Consider the following 21,501-nt stretch of genomic DNA (forward strand, 5'->3'; position numbering starts at 1 on the left):
TTATTTTGTGTAAGGGGTTGAAACGTTTCATAACTTAATCTTCGTTGTCCAAGGATGTATGTATCCTTCATTTCTTTAAAAGCTAAATTTTAATCCTAAATATTCAACTATGACCCATGAAACAGGCCAAAGTAATGGAACATGAACAACCCAGTAAGGGGCTTTATATCGCCCGTTTTCGTAACTAATCCCACAATAAAAAATCGCAAATAATACACCTAAAGGATAGGTGAAAAGAATTTTAACCAATAGATCACGGGAAGTATCATATGTGTGTGGATACGGTGCCGATAAGGACATACCAAGTCCAAAAAGAGCCATAGGCCAAATGAACAAAGTAACTCCATACAAAATCAAAAATAATAATAAATAATTGTATAACTTCTCATTCTTCCTCTTGCTCATATGCCCTCCTGAATGCCTAAACGTAATCGCGCAACGTGAATAACCTTATCAGAAGATTTCACAGGATGGATATGGAAATATAAATAATTTATTCCTTACTGATTAATAAAAAGACCTCCAACCATACAGGTTAGGAAGTCATTGATGATGTTAAATTATTGTATTTATCCTATGCAGCGACCGCCTATCAGACTATTTTCCATTCTGCCTATAGTACTCCATTATTCGCATACGTGTGGTCAGTATCAGGGTCTGCGGCAGGAGCACCACAAATATAAAAATCAGCACGATCAGCCACAGATGAGCGGCAAAATTCTCTGCGCCAAACGATGGTTTGGGAAGCTCAATGAAATACCACCAGCAAGGGATGGCAACCAGCCAGGTCAGTCCAGTCGAGATGAACATATCCTTGATACCACTCCACAGAAAACAAAACACAATGGCAATGGTTAACGCGAACCATGGATGGGGCTGCCCCGTCCAACTCCTATCTAAAAAAATTAGCAGTGGATACAACAGTGTCGTGCTCCATCGCCAGATGCTGTTGGTGTACAGTTTCATGAGATTCCCCCTTTGTAACAAGCAACCCTTTTACTTTATAAACAATACTTATGCTAAAAAGTTGGACCTTTTGATCCATTGGTTTGCATGCATAATTACCAATTTACGGTTCATACTACCATAAGGAAATTATATAAGGAGTGACAACATGAGGTTAAAAAGCATCATCGCCGTTGGAACGGTGTTAACTTGCTCGACTCTGTTATGGGGCTGTGGCAATGCCAATATGAACCATGCTTCGCAGCAGAACGATACTGTTCAAACCGAGAGCTGGAGCGATCCCAAACGACTGGAGGCTTCCCATCTTGAAGCGCTGGAACGGATGGAAAAGGATCATATTCATCGCATGGTTTCGCTAAATGCGAGCATGGATGAAGACAAAGTAATGACCACTCTTGAACGATCCACCCAGAAGCTGGAGGAAATGAGACCTCTCGCTGAAATGCTGCAACATGAGGGCCATCCAACGCTGTTACAACGAATTCAGGAGATGGCTGGAGATATTCAAGGCTCGAAGGAAGTGGTTGCTGAGATGAAAAAACTGCCTCAGGACGGTAAAATTAAGATCCAGTCTGAAAATTCCGATTCCTTGCACCACATCAGCAGTTTTCGCGAGTATCACCAGTATATGACTAAGAAGGTTGAGGATTCGGAAAAGGACATCCGTGTGACTCATTGACCTACCTGCACACCAGTAAAAAAAACAAATGAGCGCTAGATCGGAAATTACTTTCTGATCCAGCGCTTGCTATTATCGCCTAACATTAAATCAAATTTATCGATTGGAGGAAGTTACCCGATAGATTACTTCATCATTCAACCCATAACGATACCCATATGAAAATGGTAAACACCACTACTGGTGTCAATGCCCCTGTCGCCAGCATGATCCATAGCCTAGCAGGTTTTATGTTCTGCGAAGACGCGTCACTTCTGACCAGACGTTCTTTCCACCATTTTGTAAACTTGAGTTGTCTGATCATACGATTCAATTCCCTTTTCCGCTGATCCGTCTCTTCCACTTCTTCAAGCATACGTCGCAATTCATCATACAATTGCTCCTCTTCCGTATCCAGTACAGCGGCTCTACTCATCGCCTTCTCTCCTTCCCATGTAACATATACGTACTTGATATAACTCACATCATCTTATCCTGTAGATACCTTTTATCCACTAACCAATAAACACATAAACGACATGAAGAGTTTTACTTTTTATTGGTGTTTATTTTAGATCCTACTGGCTCCCTATACATGTTTTCTTAACAGATCAACTCGGACGCAACAAAAATCCCGGGCAGGCATGATGCAATTCATATATTGTTATAATCATTAGGCTTTCCTTCTTTCGTTAACGCTATAGTAATGAATAAATTGGGCGTGAAAATAAAAAAAAAGAAGAGATCGGAATCCCTACTTTATCAATCTTTAATTCAACCTCTCATCAAAATATCATCAAATTCATAACTTTACCATCTTTTACTAGTGTAATCGCCCATATTGGTATCATTGATATTCCCTAGTCTATCGAACGTATCCTTGTAAATCCGAATAATAGTTTGAACCTTGCTGAAATCAGCATCTTCTGGTCCAATACCTTCCATAAACATTCTCTGAATAATTTGCTGAAAAAACTCCACTCTTGCATGGATCTGCTGCTGCTCCAGCTGAAGGATCTCTTCAAAACTATGATTTTCTATGTAACTCATCAGACCATCATCTTCCTGGTATGACAGATCATCAATTCGATGATTTATTTCGAACTCTTCTGGATCTTCCGGCTGAAGATTTACGGTCGTGCGCAAATGGGAAAGCATAATCTTTTCTTTTGCAAGCATGACGTGAAAATCCTTGTTCTTCAAAAGATCCCCCACAATTAAACTGCACATCTCCCGGTTTTCGATAAGAATGCCATCGAATGGATGCAATGTCCAATTTCCATTGGACCAAAACAGATTAAAATTAAAAAACTGACTGCCGTATTTGTACTGAATGTTAATCTTAGTCTCATCAATAATCTCGAATGAAAATTCCAGCATGTTGAGTAAGCTCCTTCACACACTTCCAAAGTTTACCTTCATTCTATCAAACGCTCTTGAAAAAATACAGAAGATTAACGGTCATTCAACTCCGCAATTGACTCAGCTTTCTCGCTACTGGCGACAATGATTAACACACTAGCAATACCGATAATAACGAACGTAAGCATAAATCTACCCCTTTTCTATGAAAAATGCATCCTTCTGTACTTACCAGATTGTATGCAGGATAGTTCAATGTATGCTTATTATTCCCGGGTTAATATCCTTATAAACCAAATTTCCATAGTAGCGTGAGGCTTTACTATAAATCTATGCTATGAATGCAAAAAGAGACGCCGTGGCGTCTCTGCTTCACAAAAAATTAATTAATCCAAATAAGAGCTCAATGAATTGGCATCAGGTTGCCTTTTACCCTGAATGGCTGCAGCCTTCGGAGCATCCAGTCCCAATCTCTCACTCATACCTGCATTAAGTGCAGTCATCTTAGTTGTATAATCATTACAACTCTCAATAATACGACGATTAGACTGCTCAGACAGATCAAGCGCTGACATCAAGTCCCCGATTGCCTGATTGACGGATTCAATAGACATGGAAGGTTTGGATAATAAGTCATTTGTTTTCTCCGTTGTGGTTCGCAACAATCTCGCATTTTCCTTAAACTGGTCTTCAATTGTTTTGTTTGTGGCTTCCACAGCCGAAATAACCTTCTCCTGATCATTTAGAGCCATAGCAATCATTGCGGATACCGTAATCAAATTAGCCGTTTTGTCTATAGCGTTATTCACGGAATCAATAAGTTTGTCATTGTTGTCATTGATGATATCTGTCGCCGCAATCGCCTGATTATACAACATGATCATCTCGGTCATAGATTGTGTACGTGTAACAACTTTGCGCAATCCGCGTTCCAAATGTGCTTTGCGGTTCTCATTTTCTGGCTTGGCAATCTCTACTTCAAACAACTCTTTAAGCTGATTACCGAAAGCAATCTTCGTTTGCAGGTTGTAAATCTCTTGGATAGAGGACCGTTTCAGCTGACGCATATTAACGATACTCTCTTCCAGATTGTCCTTCCCGTCACGTAACCCGTTGATGATACTGTCAATGTTGGTTCGAACAGATTGATAACGATATACATAGTTCTTCAAAGGACTTTTTCGGAGTAAACGCCCAACAAAGCTGACGTTTTTGCTCTGTTGCAGACTTTCACACTCATCACGCAATTTCAATATCATGCTCGATACTTCAGCCCGGTTGCCGGACATTAGATCATTTACAGGACGATCGAGCATTTTTAGCGTTTGACCGGCCTTTTCCTGAGTTCTTACCCCCAGCTTTCCTATATCATCCATTAGAGTATCCAGATGAACCACATCACTCTGCGATACCTTCTGAATCAATTGAGTTGCCTCCTGGTTAATCCGCTGCTGGTCATCCTGTTTTAATTGAACATATTCCGTTGCCATACTCAACCATGCCTCCTATAATTCGGAGCTATTATACCTTTGATGGATAAGCTCTGCTTTGTTCTGGAGCTCCAATAAATCTTTATGCTCGATCGTGGATACAATTTCTGAAATCTTGGTATCTACATCCTTGAGGCCATTTAGCAACATTCGACGATTTGTGCGCTTTGCTTCTCCACTCAAACGGAGAAAGGGATTAATAAAACCATTCAGATCTTTCAAAATCAATCTGCGCATCGTATGGTTAATATCACCGTTGTTTAACTCTTTTAGTGCCGGAATGACTCGCTGTAATCTGGCAAATAGAGCTAACGACTTCTCTACAATTTCATTATCCAGTTCATTTTTTTGTCCCTCAGAGATCACCATATCTTCCAATACTTCGAGATATTCAATGAGAGGGCCAAAAACGGGGTCCTGCTCGAGCTGATCCTGCTGATGTCCCGGTACCATTGACTGTACTATCTTATCGGATCTTTCATCCGTACGTGGAACGATAGACTGCTCATGGGTGGTTCTCTCCAATTCTCCACCATGACCTTGACCTTTAACGGACCGTTGGGTAGCACTTGATGTTTCAATTTGTTGCTGTCGTTGCTGTGATGGAATCAAGGCGCCCACCATTGTAGCGAGAGCAGGAATCGCCCATGATACAAATTCAGGAACAAAGGGACTGCTTACGGCTGCTAAAACATAACCAATCAGAGCTCCCAGTCCAACTTTTGTTTTGCGTAACATCTTTTATCCTCCTGCCTTTAACAACACATGGTATACAATGAACAAATGAAGACTACACTTGATCACTTCGTTTCTGTGTAACTCTCAAGGTCATCTATATAATCGTATTGTAAAAAAACTAGTCAGAAGGTGTCAATGTTTGGAAACTAATCTTTAATGGTTCCTAACCTTCTGCGCATCCATAATCAGTGGCTGTTCTACATGACTTCCCAATATACCGTATTGAGGATAAAGAGGCTCTACCTCATATCCCAGAGCCAGCTTCACAGCCAAATAAGGGAAATTGATTCCCGATAGACAGGATACGTGTAGTCCTCCGGACATTCGTGGATTGATCTCCAGAAGTTTCGGGGTCTCCTTGCGATACTTCATCTGGATGTTGAAGTTATATGGAATACGATAAGCAGCAGCGACATCACTGGCAACTTTCAATAGTTCAGTATGCTCTTCAAGCCTTCTTAAACGCCCACCTGCTTTACAGCGAGGGACAGCCGCCAGTAGTTTCCCCTCGCTGTCGGCTAGACAATCAATACTGTATTCATAACCTTCGAGGCGTTCCATGACCATAATATTTGGAAAGGATTCCACGGAAGAAAATGCACGGAATGCATCCTCAAAAGAGATACGGTTCTGGGTATGCCCGAACAACTCCTCTAGCGGATTGCGACTGTTATCAATCACCCTGAATCCCATCCCACCTTCTCCGTTACATGGTTTGAAACACACCTCATGCCCAGAGTCGGAGAGTGTGTCATAAGCCTGTTTGAACTGTGATGCGTTGCTAACGGTGAAATAATCCGGGATGCTCAGAATTCCCAATTGACGCACGGATTCATAGAAACGGTCCTTCTCCATCAATTGCTCCAGTAATTCCGTATCCGTGCAAACCAAGACTTTGGTTCCGATCTCTTCAAAGAGGTCAACATGCTTGCTAATGTCCAGCATATGGAGACGTGGAATAAACACATCGATCTGATGTCTACTGCAAAAATCTAGACAGAAATCAACATACTCTCTTCCCGTAACTTTCGGCTCCACCTCAGCATGGTCACAACCCTGAAGCGCCATGTTGTTAGGATCGGAATGCGTGCCGTAGATCTCGAATTCTAAACCATCTTCGTTGTTTCGAATCAGATTCATATAATGATACGCCACCGAAAACCAACGATTAAAATAAATACGGGTCTTTTTCATGAGACAGCATCTCCTATCGCAACTTGATGTGTAGAACAGACATATTCCAATATCTCGTCGGCGGCAAATATACCGGATTTTTCGGTAAATCGGTAAGGGATCAACTCGGGATTCCGCTGTTTTTCCCGGTAAAGTTCACCATGACGTGGAGCAATAGCATAATCTGCGAAGTCGAGTAGACAACGGTCCAGTAGAGAATCTCCTGAAGCAATAACAGGCATATTTCCGATCTGATGTCGAACGTATTCTACTGCAGCTCTCTTGTTCACTCCAGAAGGAACAAGATAGAGCTTGCGACCTTGAATTGAGGCCTCCCATCCTAGCGACTCCAAAGCCTGAATCTTCTCTGTGACTTGCTCTATTGGCATACGATCACGGTGAATCACAAAGGCAAAAAACAACTCATCACAGAGTCGCTCCCCCGCGACCCAGTCGCTATTTAGCACATCGCCAAACATCTGTCTCACCTCAACTGCTTCAGCCGAATGCTGTTGAAGTTGAGAACGGACATAATCATTCCAGGATTGGTCCACTTCCCCCGCAATCAGAATATTCCCCCCATTACTAGTTACCGCATATGCCGGAATCACGTCTTGTTGAAAAATCTGAATGCGCTGGTACTGCTCTACTGTTCGTGTAGTAACAGGCATAAAAATGATATCTTCGGGAAGGACTTTGAGCCGATTTAATGCTTCGTCTGACATAAAGGATGATAATTCTCCACGGACCCATTCGGCTGGAGCTATTCCTGAGGCATCATCGGAAACACCCATTGAACGGCGGGAATAGATCAGTGTCTGATCCAGATCACTTGCATAGATCATTCGCTGCCCCCCTTTACAGATTGAATAATGCCGCAGCATGAATAGCTCAATCCGGGGAACACTTCAACGGGAACCCCTCGGTCTTCCGCGAGCAGCATAATATGTTTCAAATTAGGGTTGTTTGGGCGATCTATTAGAATCCTCCAAGGTACACGCCGCAATAGTACGCGTGTAGTCTCTCCAATCCCCGGTTTGATCAGATTTACGTCTTGTATATCAAATGCATGTTGGATGGATTTGATATCCTCCATTCCCTGCCAAGTCACTTCTGGGGGATGAGACAACGCTTCATCTGCTTGGAGTGATGCCTCTTGTTCTACCTTGGAGAAATAACCTGCCACCTTGTCCACAAAAACAGTCGATAGATCTGAAGAAGCCCATTCCTTATACCACTTGGCCCCATGGAAGTCATCTGGCCCAATAAGATCATCACGTAATACGGTACGGCTCATTAGACCGGACACTGTTGAGTTCAGACAAGCGCTTGGAATCAAATAATCCTCTCGGGTGCCATAGGTTTCAGAACATTGGCCTGGGTCAGCTAGCACGGCCAGATCATCATTCATTCGAATCCCATAACGCTTCTCTATCTTCTCGCAGGCTTCAACCAGCACTTTACGAATCGCTCCCTTACCCGTCCAGCCATCAATGAATTGAATAGGTGCTTCCAATCCATGCTGTTGCCAAATGTATAGAATTGCGTTCTCATCGATTCCTTTTCCTCGAATAATGGAAATACTGTAATGAGGTATATCCACGTTATATTTCATTGAAATGTAACGTTTGACCAAAATGCCAATTGGCGTTCCTGCACGAGCAAGCGAGACCAGAACGGTGTCCAATCCCCTTTTGCGAACGATCATCTCTGCTACCATGGCAGCAGCCATTGCTACTTTCTCTGCTGAATGCACTAAAGTATCGTGAAATAACCCAATATATTCATCCGTAGGGCGATACTCCACGGGCAGCATTTCCGAATAATGCACGCCCGACTGAATGGCGTGTTCACGCTCTCCGGTCTCTTTTTCCAATTGAATATAGCTTAAATCCTTTAACAAAAACACAACATCGGATGGGTCATAACTGCCTAGTGGCTCAGGGGATTTAATCTTGCGCTTCATCATACTTTCAATTGTAGATAAATTCATAGCTTGTCTTCTCAGCCCTCCTGTGGAACACCGCAGTACACCACGTATATTTGCTTGCATCCGAGTCGTGACAATACCTGCAGCATTGGCTGCATGCGGTCTTCGGACATATGTCGTTCCATCAGTACAAAAATCTCATCGTATTGCCCAGGTGATACATTGTAGATGTAATTCTGAACAGCCGGATCTTCTGGCGAAGCATATCCCTCACCTGCAATAACAGCATACCCTGGGCGATTCACAGTATAAATTGGACTTCGAGTCGTGGACTGGTACCAAACCCCGCTACCCATTTCAGCTGCAATCCTCATCGGAATATGCATAAACTCGCCTGTGCCCATAACAAGGGTACGTTCACCTTTCCTTTTTTCTCGCAAAAGAGCTGCAATCCTTGAAATGCCTGAACTAAGAATGGAATTGTGACCCGAATGAACTCCGAATCGTCCTGTATACCGAAGATAAGGAGCCGACCAGCGATTCCTTTCCGAATCCTCAGATACAGCGGCCCATGGCTCCAGTTCACCTGCTACAGACATAACACGTATCAACGATGTGGATTCATTTACTAGTTTCTCTGTAGAAGCATTGATGGATGGTTCACCCATTACCTTAATTTTTCCTTTTAACAAACTTAATGGAGTGATTGATATTCCAAGTTCATTTTCCAGTGCAGAGAATCTCTGCTCATCAGCATCTGTGCGCCAATCTAGTAAAGAAGCGATGTAGTATTGTTTACGTGGATAAGTGCGCTGGATATCCCGAATAATGTTCAATGTGGTATTACCCGTTGTAATCTCGTCATCCACAAGAACAAGAGGCCCACCCTCTGCGAGTGATTTGGAATCCAGAGCATAGCAGCGATGAGACATCGCATGAGAATGCTCCTCCTCGAATTGAATATCCGGTTCCATTTCAGGCAGGTACTCTCTTGTGGAATGAATATACGTTGCACGAGCAGCGAACAGCTCGTACATGCTGTGCCCAAGAGCGGTGGCTGTCTCAGCGAAACCGACGAATTTCACCTCTTCAGGCAAGGTCATCTCAACATTCATTAAATACTCATAAACCTCACGGGCTTGATCCGGATCTATCAATCCGCTAACCATTCGTTGTTTCCATTCCGAAATACGCTTGTCTTCTCCGTGACTTAGATCTTCAAACAGAAGAATAGCTAAGGCAGCCCCGCTTAACAGCGAGGTATAGGGATTGACGGCAATATGCTTGCCAAGCAACTTACTAACAAAGAGAAATGATCTTTTTTTATTCAAACGGGCCGCCATGGAGAACAGATTCTCCAATGGGATCTCCAGAGGATTGTGCGTAGCCTCAATAGTGACATTGAACTGATCAAGAATAGGAAATGTAAGTTTGTTCGTGTTTGGGCAGGAGCCCGACAAAATGCTGCTGTTCATGTAACACCCCATATATTTGTGATCGGATTAAAATTCGTTTAGCCCAACTCAAGTGCGGCTTGATTTCGTTCATTTTGTTGGTATATGTGCTCTTGAAAACGCCTAGACTTCCGTCGTTACGGGCTAAAATACCCTGTGCATCCATGAATTCTTCATGCGTGACGACATACATCGCCTGAACCGGCTTGATATGTGTCGGATGAATGATCGTTTTTCCCACAATGCCGTTCTCCTTGTCCATCATGACTTCACGCATTAATCCATCCATAGAGTTCGTAATATATTTCATTCTGAGATTCCGACCTGTCTTACCCAGTGATTCCTCGAATGGCGTCTGTCTTAATTGCGGCTTGAATACTCGTTCACGCTGGCTAAAATATTCCCAGACCGGACCGGATATCACATATCCATTGTCTATGCGTCCATACAAATTGATGATGTCGGAAATACAATCACGTATGGTTGCAATATCATAAATGGTAAGTTCTGGACTTCTTCTCAGTCCAAAGAGGCTTGAGAAATCCGTCGCTCCGATTCGAATGTTTAACACATACTGTGCGTACTCATCTACGATCTGCTTCAACAAGAGCAATGTATCCCAGCGTGTCTCTCGATAAATTACTTCCGCCGTCTCCAAAATTGGCATGGCGTATAGGATCGGATGTGCGCTATCTTTCTGCTGATTATATTTGTGAACAAGTTGCAAATAAGCACGTCCATTTTCACAGTCGAACTTTGGCAAAGCAACACCTGTCAACAAGGACATTCGCTCACCTAATATTTCAAAAAGATGTTCCAACTGCTTCGGGGATCTCACCCGGACAAAAAGCAAGGGCAATCTGTTCGATGACAACATTCCCGTGCCCATGTACTCTGCTACAAGTGTAAGTTGCTGGGCCAGACATTGTTCCGCAAATTCGACTTGCTCATCTCCTACAGCATCTTCCAAATCAATAATGATGGTTGTGAGTCCTTCATGTTTACCGTTCATAATATCGTCTGCAATATGTGGACGGGTGGCTGGCATGTACAAAGCAGCCCCAACAGCGTATGCCAGTATTTCTTTGGAGGTTCGGTGACTAAACGATACGGGCGAAGAAAAAAACAGTGCTTCTTCCTCCTCTGAATTTAAAAAACTAAAATATTTCAGGTTATTCTCCTCCTTGCACTTCTGACTTAAAGTCAGTCTGCATCATGAAATGATTGCTGTCGGGGTATAAAAACCAATCCCTCCGAGATGCGGAGGGATTGGTGGCAAATGTGACAAAATGGTTAGGCTTGACCTTTGTTTTCTTTTTTTCTTCTTGCTGAGCTGAGAAGCATGGCTCCAGCAAATACAGCAATCAGTAATGAGAAGAAGATAACGTTTGAGATATGGAATCCAAAAGCACTCAGCATCATTTTCACTGAAATAATAGCAATAAGGATAAACGCTGCTTTTTCTAGTTCAGGGAACTTATCAATGAGTTTAAGGAAAATCTGCGCAACACCACGCATCATGAGCACCCCGATGATGCCTCCGAGGAAAAGTACCCAAATCTGCTCACTGATACCAAATGCGGCAATAACACTGTCAATACTGAAAGCAATATCCATCAATTCGACCATAAGAACGGTTTTCCAGAAGGAATATTGCTTGCCCTCCTGATTCTCCTCTGCCTGGGACTTGAATAGCCCTTTGTAGGCAATGTACAAGAGGTATAGCGCTCCGAGCACTTTAATCAAGGTGATCTTGACTAGGAATGTCCCCAGGCCGATTGCAATAAACCTGAAAATATAAGCTCCTAAAATACCATAAAATAAGGCCCGCTTCTGTTGTTCTTTAGGCAAATGTTTAACCATAACGGCCAGTACCAAAGCGTTATCTGCAGATAGAAGCCCTTCCAGCAAGATCAAGCTACCAATAATCCCCCAACTTACTGGGTCAGAGAGTGTAGCCACAATCTCGGTCCAAGAGAAAAAATGACCATAGTTCTCACTAATGCTTTTGAAAAAATCGCTTAACATGAAATGGCAGCCTCCGCTAACTCAAATTGTTATTTACTGCCGGCAGTCCAGCGCATACCCCACCCATGGGCTTCATCCAGAGCTCGATGTCCTTTGTAGAACTGGACAATTCTCTCGATACTGAACGTCTCATCATTCACATTTTGGAACATAGCAATCCCACACATCCCCAAGGAACTGCCGTATTCATTCATACGGACGATAATGTCAGGGCCGTCTTTCTGGTTAATCGTTACGACTCCATCGGCCTGTGACCAGTTCGTAACGCCTTCATAAATGTAAGTGAACACAAGAATGCGCTTGATATCAGAAATGCGCGCACCATTAATGCGCAGATTTTCTCCAGTTCTCACTGAACCTGTACGGTCATCTCCGTCCAAAGCAATGTATGGATACCGATTCAAAGATCCAAATGATTCTCCTAAGGCTTGTATGACCCCTTTACTGCCATCCTTCATTTCAAACAGGCAGCCCAGATCCAGATCCACACTCTTGTTTCGTCCGAACAATCCCCGATTAGTCTGTTGATTCCAGTTAAGATTAATTAAAATCTCCCCAAGTCCACCAGAATTTTTCTTCAGGTTGATCGTGTCGCCCTTTTTCTTCAGCTCAATCTTGTTAAGGTTCAGTTCTATCTTGGGTTGAGGTGGCTGAGCAGGTGGAACTGGAGGCTTCGGTGCGGGCGGCTGAGGCACTGGGGGAGAAGCCTGTGAAGATGAAGTATCACTCTCTACACTTACTCCAAAATTGCCACATAGCGCATTCAATCCGCCAGCAAAACCAGAGCCCACCGCATTAAATTTCCACTCTCCATTATGTCGGTATAGCTCGCCAATAACGATTGCCGTTTCCACTGTAAATCCACTAGCCAGGTCATATCTCAATGCTTCCTGTCCACTAGTGGCATTCCCAAAGCGAATATAGGTATGCTGAACCTGTCCAAAGCTTTGGTTTCTAGACTCCCCTTCATAAATCGTCAGACTGAACGCAATCTTCTCAATACGAGCAGGGATTTTGCTCAGATCAATATCGAATTGCTTTTTATCGGCCTGCTGCGGTGTGTCCTTGTAAGTAATAAATGTTGTTGTCGGCTGGTTATAAAAGATAAAATCTTCATCACCTGACACTTTGCCGCCAGAACCAAGGAGAAATGCAGATGTATCAAGTTCAAGAGCTGAGGAAGAGTCCCAGCCAATACCAACCGTAAGACGAGAAATCCCGGGATTGGTTTTGGTCAAATCTGTCTTTTGCCCTTTGACGACAGTTACAGCCATATCAGATTCACCTTTCTTTTTCTGTTATTGGGCGTCCAATCCGTAATTTTGACACAAAGCTGCAAGTCCGCCTGCAAAACCGCTGCCAATCGCCTGGAACTTCCAATCCTGACCCGCGCGGTAGAACTCACAGAAAACAACAGCTGTCTCTGTGGAGAAGTCTTCTCCCAAGTCATAACGTAAAACCTCTCGCTCATTGGACGCATCTACGACGCGAACAAAAGCATTTGACACCTGACCGAAATTCTGTGCGCGCGCTTCATAATCATAGATGGTTACCGTTATTCCAATCCGAGTAATATTTGCAGGGACTTTGCTGAAATCAACGATAATCTGCTCATCATCGCCTTCTCCCTCGCCTGTACGGTTATCCCCAGTGTGAGTTAATGAACCTGCACCACCTGTTGGGTTGTTGTAAAAGACAAAATCGTCTGTACCTTTGGCTTTACCATCTTCATGGAGCAAAAATGCTGAAGCATCCAAGTCAAAATCGACTCCACCACTATATTTATTGGTATCCCATCCAAGCCCCACCACAACTCGTGTCAAGCCAGGGTTCGTTTTGGTTAGATCAATACGCTGTCCTTTAGCTAAGCTAATTGTCATATATTCGTCCACCTTTCTTTATGTTGAAATTCCTTGCTCTAATGAAAAGGAAAACCGCCAGATCGACGGCTTCCCTATTTTTATATAGTCACAGATTAATACATAAATCCTATTGCAAACCGTAGTCGCGCGTGAGGCCAACCAGTCCATCCTGATAACCGCTACCAATCGCGCTGAATTTCCATTCACCGCTATGACGGTACAATTCTCCAACTACAACACCTGTTTCGATGGAGAAATCTTCGCCCAGATCGAAACGGATCAATTCTTCGGAATTAGCTTCATTCACAATACGTACATATGCGCGGGACACTTGTCCAAAATTCTGGCTGCGTTCCTGAGCTTCATAAATTGTGATTGTGAAAGCGATTTTCTCGATATTTGTCGGGACATTAGGCAGATCGATTTTTACTTGCTCATCATCGCCATCCCCTTCGCCCGTACGGTTGTCACCTGTATGCACTACAGAACCATTTTCATTTTGCGGGTTATTAAAGAAAATAAAATTCTTTTCTCCATCAACTTTACCATCCGCATTAGCACAGAATACGGATACATCCAGGTCAAAGTCCTTACCGCCATCATATTTGTTAGTATCCCAGCCCAAACCTACAGTGATTTTGGTCAACCCTGGATTTGTTTTAGTTAAGTCGATCTTTTGACCTTTGGATAGATTGATAGCCATTCTATTCATCCCCGCTTCGCTATAAAATTAGATACAAAACCTTAAAACTGGAATCCATATATTCTACGTATAGCGACGTGCAAGCTCATCGATATGTACCGCATGAGCGCCTTCACCGATTGCAGAGAACTTCCATTCTCCACCATGTCGATACAATTCGCCACAGATGAGGGCTGTCATACCTGCATAATTATCAGATAGATTAAACTTTACTAATTCCTGTGAACTACTTCCATCCAAAATACGGATATAAGCTCGTTCAATCATGCCAAAATCCTGTTTGCGATTCACACAATCATAAATGTTAACGACGATAAGAATTTTATGAACATCTGCAGGTACAGAGGAGAGGTTGATTTTGATTTGTTCATCGTCTCCTTCACCTTCGCCAGTTAGATTATCTCCTGAATGAACTACGGATCTACAAAGACTTTGCTTGTTGTGGAAGCAGACCAGATTGGTTTCCTTTGTTAACACGCCATTCTCATTCAACAGCAACGCGGAAGCATCACAATCAATATTCGCCTGTTTTTTTCTTCCAAAAAATCCTTTGGAGGCTAAAGGGTCCCAACCCAAACCGGCTATGACTTGAGTTAAACCTGCTTTACCCTTGGTTAGATCAATTTTTTGTCCCTTGACTAAATTAATACCAGCCACTGTTATTCACCTCCTTTCAGCTTCAGATGTTTACACTAGTTACAGACTGAATTCACCCGGGTTCAACCCTAAAACCGTACAGATTTCAGCTACGATCCTACGCTCTTGATCATCGAAGTTGCCGTCAGCAGAACCAATGGCACTACATACACCCACAATGACACGACCGACTTCCGGCTTCGACTTGAACTTGGCGATAGCTTTCAAAGCTTCCTGTTTCCCGATTTCTGGGGAAAACTCAAAATTATTCACATAATGATTGAAACGTTCAATAACAATAGTCATATCAAATACTTTCAATTCCTGACTAAGATTTATGTATCCCGCCATCTTATTTTTCTCTGAAGCATCGATAGTACCATCTGCAAAAGCAACTAGGGCACAACCTGCCACTACAGCATCCATAAAATCCTTGTTCTTGAATCGTTTAACCTGGTCCTCAAGACCCTGTTTCGTTGAGTTAAGCCAATTTCTGAATGAGCTCATTCTTATCCTCCATTACTAGATTCATTTCATTTCAACTTCCCTTATAAACTAGCAAATCCAATAATCGTCTTTACATCCTAATTCATAGAAAAAAATAGTTAAATTATCCCTTTACTATACTCTATATTTTGTCATTTTTCTACATATAAAAACAAAAACAACTTATATACCATGAAGTATTTTATAAAGGGATATAATCTATTATTTAAATTTTCTACATTTAATTACAATTTTCGACACAAAAAAAAGAATAACCTCCATGTCAATGATGTTTCAGGAGGTTGTTCTTCACTTTTTATCCATATTATAGATTTTACATATCGATAGCAATGCGCATTTATGCATTTGTAAACAAACATTTCATCCGTTTAAAAACCATAAATCCAGCTTATCTATCCAGCGATTCATTCAAACATACCGCACCCTGCGCACGCACATTAACCACAATAATTGGCGTATCCAGCATGTCGTGCATCCAGGACATATACTCCTCAACTTTTTCGTTGGGAAGAATCGTCAGAATGACCCCTGCAAATCCACCGCCGTGTATACGGCAAGCGCCATCACCCAGCTTTTGCAGATAATTTTCAGTTAACGCCAGTGCGATACCAATCTCCTGTTCCTTCACCGAGCCGGTCTGATATACATTCTGGAGCCACTTCCAGGATGAGTTCCCGGATGCCGTAATCAGATTCAGGAAATCAGCAAAACGCCCTTCCCGCAAGGCCTGTACCTGACCGTCCACCCGATTGTTTTCCTCCAAGAAATGCAGCGCACGCAGTACCGCACGATCCCCCGCTGCTTCACGTACCTGTTTGAGATTGGCATAAATCGCCTCGGCCGTAATTTCTCGGACATATTCGCTGCCCAACGCTTTAGCAACCGCTCTCATCTCATAAGGAACTGCAGCGTAGTCCTCAGTCAGATCCGCGTGATTCCCACCTGTGTTTACAATGACCAATGAGTAGCCGTTTTGTTGGAAATTCCATTGAACAGGCTCAATTACAGGCCCGGCCGGATTCTCAAAATCAATCGCAATCAGCCCACCATAGGCACAAGCCATCTGATCCAGCAGACCGGAAGGTTTGTTCCAATATTGATTCTCCGCATACTGACCAATCTTGGACATGACCACCACATCCAGTGATCCATCGTTGTAGAAATGATTCAGAATCGTACAAATCAGCATCTCGAACGATGCCGACGAGCTCAACCCGGACGCCGAGAACACGTTACTGGAGATGTACGCCTGGAAGCCGCCCACTTTGTATCCGAACTTCTCAAATCCCGCAGCCATACCACGAATCAACGCCGTAGTACCGTCGTCCTCTGCTTTCGGTGCCAAATCCGTGAGATCGATTACATATTTCTGGTCATAGCCTTCTGAATAAAAGGTAATCACCGAATCCGTCGTTGGCGCAGCCACCGCAATCGTATCCAGCGTAATACTACCAGCCAGCACCTTACCATGGTTATGATCCGTGTGGTTGCCTCCAATTTCGCTACGTCCAGCCGCGCTGAACAATTTGCTGCCATCTTGTACGCCAAAATACTGTTCGAATGATTCATTGAGCTTTGTGTAACGTGCTGTCTGTTCTTCTAGTTGTTGCTGACCGTACATTTGGGCAAGCAACGCTTGGCCTGAAGTGGATTGGATCAGTTCCAGTGGTTGAGTAGTCATTGATAATCCTCCTATGGATATGCAGCATTTATTTTTTTGACGTAAATGATGAACAATACGGGGAACAATCTATTCCCCTTTACTCTCCCATTATCTCAGCTTCGTTTCGTAAAAGGTAGGGTAGAATTGAAAGTTTGTAAGCGTTTTTCAAATTAATTATATTTCACAATCATAGGCTTAACTTTGCTCCAATTTACGTTCGCTTATTTCAGAAAGGGTGCGATGCTATCCTTCAACGAAGTTACCGGATGACCCATCAATTGTTCAAGGTCCTTCGATGTAGATACCGTATCTATACTGCTTAAAAAAGGGTAGATCCAGTGCTGCACCGACACATCCTCGCTGTGAATAACGGTCTTTCCTGCAAACGCTGTAAGCACTTCAGCCAGATCAGCAAAGGTCCAAGTTTTTGACGCGGCCAGCTCATAGATTTGCTGCTCATATCCTTTGCCTGCGAGTACGTTCGCAATTGCCTGTGCAAGATCGCTACGTATTACAGCATTGAATCGCCAATTTCCTGGACGAGTTGTCAGTACACCACTTTGTATCGCCTCATTTAATCCAAGTACATCCACAAAATCAATGTACAGCCCGTTGCGCAAAATCGTATACTTCATATCTGAATCAAATATGACCTGCTCGGTAAGTCTATGAACGCTTACTGGAATTTTAAGACCCGTCTGCGGAAAAGCAAAGCTGGTATAGAGAATATGCTCAACTCCCGCTTTCCTCGCTGCATTAATTACACTAGTATGTTGAGTTAGCCGTACTGTATCATCGGTATGTGAGCTAGAGATCAACAGCAATTTATTCACACCGGTAAAAGCTTTCTGGCATGTTTCCGGACGATCATAGTCCATGAAACGAACCTCTCCACCCTGATCCTTCAGAGCTTCTAAGGTTGAGGACATACCCAAATTACGGACACCTGCAATAATTTGGGTAGCCGGGATCTTGGCTAGCAGATTTGCGATAATCAGATTGCCTAGTTGTCCATTCGCTCCAGTAATCATAATAGACATCCTGTTCTCCCCCTCCTATAAATGAATCACCATTAAGTAGTTAAGCTATTAACTAAATGGACAGAATGATCAGCTGGACTTCAACATATTCCTCGCTGAACTAATCATATTCCTTTCCACATATCCGGCCCCAGAACCTTCTATTTTAACACCCTTTCAAACAGCATTAAGACCTGTTCAGCTTCTGTAATAAAACAATCAACTGATGCTGCTCCTGTTCATCCAACTTGCCCATCTGTCTGGCCACAGCTTCACGGTTTCCCGGCAAATGCCCACTCAATAATGTCCGCCCAGCATCGGTAATGGAAATGACTGTCTTGCGACCATCTCGTGCATGTTCAGCTCTTGCGATATAACCATCACGCTCCAGTGGAGTTAGCAGTAAGCTGATGTTGGCCTTGGTAACACCAATTTTTTCGGCCAGCACTGAAGGTAGCATCGTTCCCCCATCTTTGGCAATCTCCACAAGCACACGGATTCTTGCTCCATTCAGCCCTTGAGATTGCCAGTATTTTTCCGATACGGCTACCAGGTTGGCAGTCGCCTCAACCATCGTGAAAAAAGCTGCATTTGGCAGCGGCAGATGAAGTAAATATTCCTGCAGCGCATCTTGTTTAGAGTCAATTAATGGCAAGTTTTCTTCTTGTAAATAATCCATACGTTCTGTTCCTCTCCATTTAGTTAATAACTTAACTATTTAGACTAAGATAACTTTCCCTATTGAAAATGTCAATGTACCCCGTTCTTTTTTTTATGTCCATCTCCCCCTACATTGTGGCTAGCAGAAACGATATCAATATGGTTTGATGAAACCACATAAACGCTTTTTTAACGAAAAAATACCCTGTGGATATTCACAGTGATTTAAAGACACCATGAAATATGGACAGGGTTAATGTTTCGTTTTTTAAATATACTCTCTCGTTTTTCATTCGGCATCAAACAGTTGTTTGCAGAACTCCGCGTATGTAGGTACATGTTCCAACTCATAATTCATGATCTTAATGATCAATCCCTCCATAATGGTCTGAGACAGATCGTCGCGCTCTTGGGGTCTGACCTGATATCTCATTCGCTGAATAATAGGTTGAAATGCACTAATAATTTGAAGCATGCTCTCCCGATCCCCACATTGTGCCCTCTGTACTGCATCGTAGAATTCAACGTTGTTTTGATTCATCTTTAATCACCGCTTTAATGACCTCTATAAGGGTACCAATATTCACTGAGAGCTGATCCAGCTTCTTCTCAAATCGGGTAAATAAATATAATGTAATCATGATGGGAAAACCGACCTGACTGATTCCCCCTATAAAAGTCGCAAATGCACTATTGTCCATTACTTACTCCCCTCTCATCAGTACGGTTTTCATTTTCTTCAGAGCTGCATTTCTTGTCTTCGCTATGGCCTGCTGGCTGACCTGAAGTCTGTTCGCAATTTCATGATCGTGATACCCCTGTCCATAATATAGTGTGGTGACATGTTTCTGCTTATCCGTTAAACTATCAAATGCCGATTCCACATGCTCATCCACAAAGCCTTCCTGGAAATTAGTAGATTGCTTATCCGACTGTAAAAAATCCACTGAAGTATGATAGCCAGTCATCGTCTCACCGATACACATACTGGACTCGTCCGAGGATGGCTTGTCATAGATCAATACATTTCGGGTAGCATAACGCTGATTACGTCGCATCTGATCGATACTCATGAACTTGAGCGATGATGTGACATAAGTGGTAAACCGAAATTGGAAGAAATATTTGCGAAACGCCTCATTTAACTCCGCTTCCTTATCAGCCTCCCCTCTAATGGACTCCAACAATAACTTCTGATGCTTCTCCTGTTCGAAAAAGTTTAAAACAACTCGATTATGGAATAATGCGGGATTCTGATGCTTGTACTCCTCAAACTGTGCTGTGACCGAATGTGTTGTGTAATGACAAATCTTCTCTACGGAACTCATATGACCTCCCCCTCCTTCAACTTTTATATTTAAGAAGGCGTTTTTACCCAGAGGAAAAACAACCATAAACAAGAACATTTGTTCCCTTTATTATACTATATTTTTTTCCATATCGTACAAATAATTAAAAGATCATCCTTTAGAATGATTATTCTCAGGATCCGTGGAGATAAAAAAGACACCAGCACAATTAGGCTGATGTCCCATTATCACTTTTAGGGCGAAAATTCCTTATCTTTGTACGATGGATTCATCAAAAGTAACCGAAACCGATTGAAGAACCTTCCCTGTATCCGTTTCCTCATCGAATGTTCCATTATGATCTTCATCCAGATAAAAGTTTACCATTCCATTCCCATTCGAAGGAGCACTAAATTCAACCATCTCATCAAATTTTCCTTCATCTATAGTAATCTTACCGCTGCCAACAAAAGAATGCCCATCTTCAATCTGATAGAAGCAATAGGAAATATCCTGATCAGAAATAGTTCCAGCAATATGCAATTGAGTGGTTTCGAGTTTGGTCCCTTCTACCGGTGAAGATAAGGTCAATTCAACCTTTTTGGTTGAAGAGCAGGCAGAGACAGAAATTAGTGACAGAGAGAACAAAAAGATAAGTATTTTTTTCATCGTATACTCCTTAGTAGGTTGTTTTTGGATAAGTTCATCACGCTTTATGAAGTAGATTGGCGCCAATCAAATAATTCATAGAGGTGATTACACATGGCATTGAAAGGGAAAAAAATTCTGATTGATCCAGGTCACGGCGGTACAGACAACGGAGCGAGCGGCAAATTAAACGGAAGTACGGTATACGAGAAAAATCTGGCGTTTACTTTTGCTAACTCCGTCAAGTCGTATCTGACCAACGCAGGTGTAGATGTCGTGATGACACGAACTTCAGATACTACGGTAGGCATTAATGATCGCTGGCAAAAAGGACAAAACGAGAAAGTTGATGCGGTGATTAGTATTCACTGGAATGGAGGCAGCACAACGGCGAACGGTACAGAAACCTACTATGCCCAAACGCGTTCCGGAGACAAAAGCTTTGCACAAACTCTTCAAACAGCTGTCGTTGCCGCTTTGGGTACAAAGGATCGCGGAGTGCTGGACGATACAAAAGCTGCTGTTGGATCTCTTGGTGTATTACGATACCCGTCAGGAGCCACATATCCAAGAGCACTTATTGAAGTGGAGTACATTACCGACTCCACGGCATTAGCCAACCTGGATTATCCGATGTATGAAGCATCGCTCGATTTTGCCGCAGGTGTTCTTAACGGTTTGAAAAATTATTTCGGAAATTAAATGGAAAGCTGGG

General features: G+C 42.8%; 26 protein-coding genes. 2 read left to right on the forward strand and 24 right to left on the reverse strand.

Annotation, left to right across the window (positions count from 1 at the left end):
* Positions 1 to 75: 75 nt before the first annotated feature.
* Both MHB84_RS08070 and MHB84_RS08075 read right to left on the reverse strand, forming a co-directional pair.
* Positions 76 to 405: a hypothetical protein gene (locus MHB84_RS08070; RefSeq protein WP_076290325.1), complete on the reverse strand. Its 330-nt coding sequence runs from the start codon at positions 403 to 405 to the stop codon at positions 76 to 78.
* A gap of 192 nt (positions 406 to 597) precedes the next feature.
* Complete coding sequence (locus MHB84_RS08075) at positions 598 to 966, reverse strand: hypothetical protein (RefSeq protein ID WP_076290326.1); 369 nt, start codon at positions 964 to 966, stop codon at positions 598 to 600.
* A gap of 148 nt (positions 967 to 1,114) precedes the next feature.
* Here MHB84_RS08075 and MHB84_RS08080 point away from each other — a divergent pair, with 148 nt between their 5' ends.
* Positions 1,115 to 1,645, forward strand: coding sequence for a hypothetical protein (locus tag MHB84_RS08080; protein WP_076290327.1), 531 nt, complete (start codon positions 1,115 to 1,117; stop codon positions 1,643 to 1,645).
* 133 nt (positions 1,646 to 1,778) lie between these two features.
* Here MHB84_RS08080 and MHB84_RS08085 read toward each other — a convergent pair whose 3' ends face one another.
* From MHB84_RS08085 to MHB84_RS08190, 22 genes are all read right to left on the reverse strand, one after another.
* Positions 1,779 to 2,060, reverse strand: coding sequence for a hypothetical protein (locus tag MHB84_RS08085; RefSeq protein ID WP_076290328.1), 282 nt, complete (start codon positions 2,058 to 2,060; stop codon positions 1,779 to 1,781).
* 374 nt (positions 2,061 to 2,434) lie between these two features.
* On the reverse strand, positions 2,435 to 3,004 hold the full coding sequence (locus MHB84_RS08090) for a hypothetical protein (protein ID WP_076290329.1): 570 nt from the start codon (positions 3,002 to 3,004) through the stop codon (positions 2,435 to 2,437).
* Positions 3,005 to 3,372: 368 nt separating this feature from the next.
* Entirely contained in the window at positions 3,373 to 4,476 is a 1,104-nt protein-coding gene (locus MHB84_RS08095; protein WP_076290330.1) for a toxic anion resistance protein, read from the reverse strand.
* A 15-nt stretch (positions 4,477 to 4,491) separates the two neighbouring features.
* A complete protein-coding gene (locus tag MHB84_RS08100; RefSeq protein WP_076290331.1) occupies positions 4,492 to 5,214 on the reverse strand; it encodes a hypothetical protein in 723 nt (240 codons plus the stop codon).
* Positions 5,215 to 5,367: 153 nt separating this feature from the next.
* Positions 5,368 to 6,408 carry an ATP-grasp domain-containing protein gene (locus tag MHB84_RS08105; protein WP_076290332.1) on the reverse strand — a complete coding sequence of 347 codons (1,041 nt, stop codon included), beginning with the start codon at positions 6,406 to 6,408 and terminating at the stop codon, positions 5,368 to 5,370.
* The gene (locus MHB84_RS08110; protein WP_076290333.1) at positions 6,405 to 7,232 is read right to left on the reverse strand and encodes an HAD family hydrolase; all 828 of its coding nucleotides are present in this window, start codon (positions 7,230 to 7,232) and stop codon (positions 6,405 to 6,407) included. Before MHB84_RS08110 ends, MHB84_RS08105 begins: the two co-directional genes overlap by 4 nt.
* On the reverse strand, positions 7,229 to 8,380 hold the full coding sequence (locus MHB84_RS08115) for a cysteine protease StiP family protein (RefSeq protein ID WP_076290334.1): 1,152 nt from the start codon (positions 8,378 to 8,380) through the stop codon (positions 7,229 to 7,231). Before MHB84_RS08115 ends, MHB84_RS08110 begins: the two co-directional genes overlap by 4 nt.
* A gap of 11 nt (positions 8,381 to 8,391) precedes the next feature.
* Positions 8,392 to 9,792 (reverse strand): phosphoribosyltransferase domain-containing protein, encoded by a 1,401-nt coding sequence (locus MHB84_RS08120; protein WP_083678988.1) that lies wholly within the window; start codon positions 9,790 to 9,792, stop codon positions 8,392 to 8,394.
* Positions 9,728 to 10,942: an HpcH/HpaI aldolase/citrate lyase family protein gene (locus MHB84_RS08125; RefSeq protein WP_076290335.1), complete on the reverse strand. Its 1,215-nt coding sequence runs from the start codon at positions 10,940 to 10,942 to the stop codon at positions 9,728 to 9,730. Before MHB84_RS08125 ends, MHB84_RS08120 begins: the two co-directional genes overlap by 65 nt.
* A gap of 122 nt (positions 10,943 to 11,064) precedes the next feature.
* A complete protein-coding gene (locus tag MHB84_RS08130) occupies positions 11,065 to 11,799 on the reverse strand; it encodes a TerC family protein (RefSeq protein ID WP_076290336.1) in 735 nt (244 codons plus the stop codon).
* Positions 11,800 to 11,828: 29 nt separating this feature from the next.
* Positions 11,829 to 13,073 (reverse strand): TerD family protein, encoded by a 1,245-nt coding sequence (locus tag MHB84_RS08135; protein WP_076290337.1) that lies wholly within the window; start codon positions 13,071 to 13,073, stop codon positions 11,829 to 11,831.
* 24 nt (positions 13,074 to 13,097) lie between these two features.
* Positions 13,098 to 13,679, reverse strand: coding sequence for a TerD family protein (locus MHB84_RS08140; RefSeq protein WP_076290338.1), 582 nt, complete (start codon positions 13,677 to 13,679; stop codon positions 13,098 to 13,100).
* Between the two features lie 109 nt (positions 13,680 to 13,788).
* Positions 13,789 to 14,364 carry a TerD family protein gene (locus MHB84_RS08145; RefSeq protein WP_076290339.1) on the reverse strand — a complete coding sequence of 192 codons (576 nt, stop codon included), beginning with the start codon at positions 14,362 to 14,364 and terminating at the stop codon, positions 13,789 to 13,791.
* A 63-nt stretch (positions 14,365 to 14,427) separates the two neighbouring features.
* The gene (locus tag MHB84_RS08150; protein ID WP_076290340.1) at positions 14,428 to 15,021 is read right to left on the reverse strand and encodes a TerD family protein; all 594 of its coding nucleotides are present in this window, start codon (positions 15,019 to 15,021) and stop codon (positions 14,428 to 14,430) included.
* Positions 15,022 to 15,060: 39 nt separating this feature from the next.
* Positions 15,061 to 15,507, reverse strand: a complete 447-nt coding sequence (locus MHB84_RS08155) for a tellurite resistance TerB family protein (protein WP_076290341.1) — start codon at positions 15,505 to 15,507, stop codon at positions 15,061 to 15,063.
* Between the two features lie 388 nt (positions 15,508 to 15,895).
* Positions 15,896 to 17,188, reverse strand: coding sequence for a galactokinase (locus tag MHB84_RS08160; protein WP_076290342.1), 1,293 nt, complete (start codon positions 17,186 to 17,188; stop codon positions 15,896 to 15,898).
* A 203-nt stretch (positions 17,189 to 17,391) separates the two neighbouring features.
* Positions 17,392 to 18,210 (reverse strand): NAD(P)H-binding protein, encoded by an 819-nt coding sequence (locus MHB84_RS08165; protein WP_076290343.1) that lies wholly within the window; start codon positions 18,208 to 18,210, stop codon positions 17,392 to 17,394.
* 166 nt (positions 18,211 to 18,376) lie between these two features.
* Entirely contained in the window at positions 18,377 to 18,868 is a 492-nt protein-coding gene (locus MHB84_RS08170) for a MarR family winged helix-turn-helix transcriptional regulator (protein ID WP_076290344.1), read from the reverse strand.
* A 270-nt stretch (positions 18,869 to 19,138) separates the two neighbouring features.
* Positions 19,139 to 19,390, reverse strand: a complete 252-nt coding sequence (locus MHB84_RS08175) for a helix-turn-helix domain-containing protein (RefSeq protein ID WP_076290345.1) — start codon at positions 19,388 to 19,390, stop codon at positions 19,139 to 19,141.
* Positions 19,371 to 19,550 (reverse strand): YvrJ family protein, encoded by a 180-nt coding sequence (locus MHB84_RS08180; protein ID WP_076290346.1) that lies wholly within the window; start codon positions 19,548 to 19,550, stop codon positions 19,371 to 19,373. The genes MHB84_RS08175 and MHB84_RS08180 overlap by 20 nt, the downstream gene beginning before the upstream one ends.
* Before the next feature lie 3 nt (positions 19,551 to 19,553).
* Positions 19,554 to 20,177, reverse strand: a complete 624-nt coding sequence (locus MHB84_RS08185) for a sigma-70 family RNA polymerase sigma factor (protein ID WP_076290347.1) — start codon at positions 20,175 to 20,177, stop codon at positions 19,554 to 19,556.
* A 231-nt stretch (positions 20,178 to 20,408) separates the two neighbouring features.
* The gene (locus MHB84_RS08190) at positions 20,409 to 20,807 is read right to left on the reverse strand and encodes a hypothetical protein (protein ID WP_076290348.1); all 399 of its coding nucleotides are present in this window, start codon (positions 20,805 to 20,807) and stop codon (positions 20,409 to 20,411) included.
* A gap of 93 nt (positions 20,808 to 20,900) precedes the next feature.
* On the opposite strand from MHB84_RS08190, the gene MHB84_RS08195 reads away from it, so the two are divergent.
* The gene (locus MHB84_RS08195) at positions 20,901 to 21,488 is read left to right on the forward strand and encodes an N-acetylmuramoyl-L-alanine amidase family protein (RefSeq protein WP_076290349.1); all 588 of its coding nucleotides are present in this window, start codon (positions 20,901 to 20,903) and stop codon (positions 21,486 to 21,488) included.
* Positions 21,489 to 21,501 lie beyond the last annotated feature (13 nt).

The sequence above is a fragment of the Paenibacillus sp. FSL F4-0087 genome (genome assembly GCF_038020215.1).
GTDB lineage: Bacteria > Bacillota > Bacilli > Paenibacillales > Paenibacillaceae > Paenibacillus > Paenibacillus taichungensis.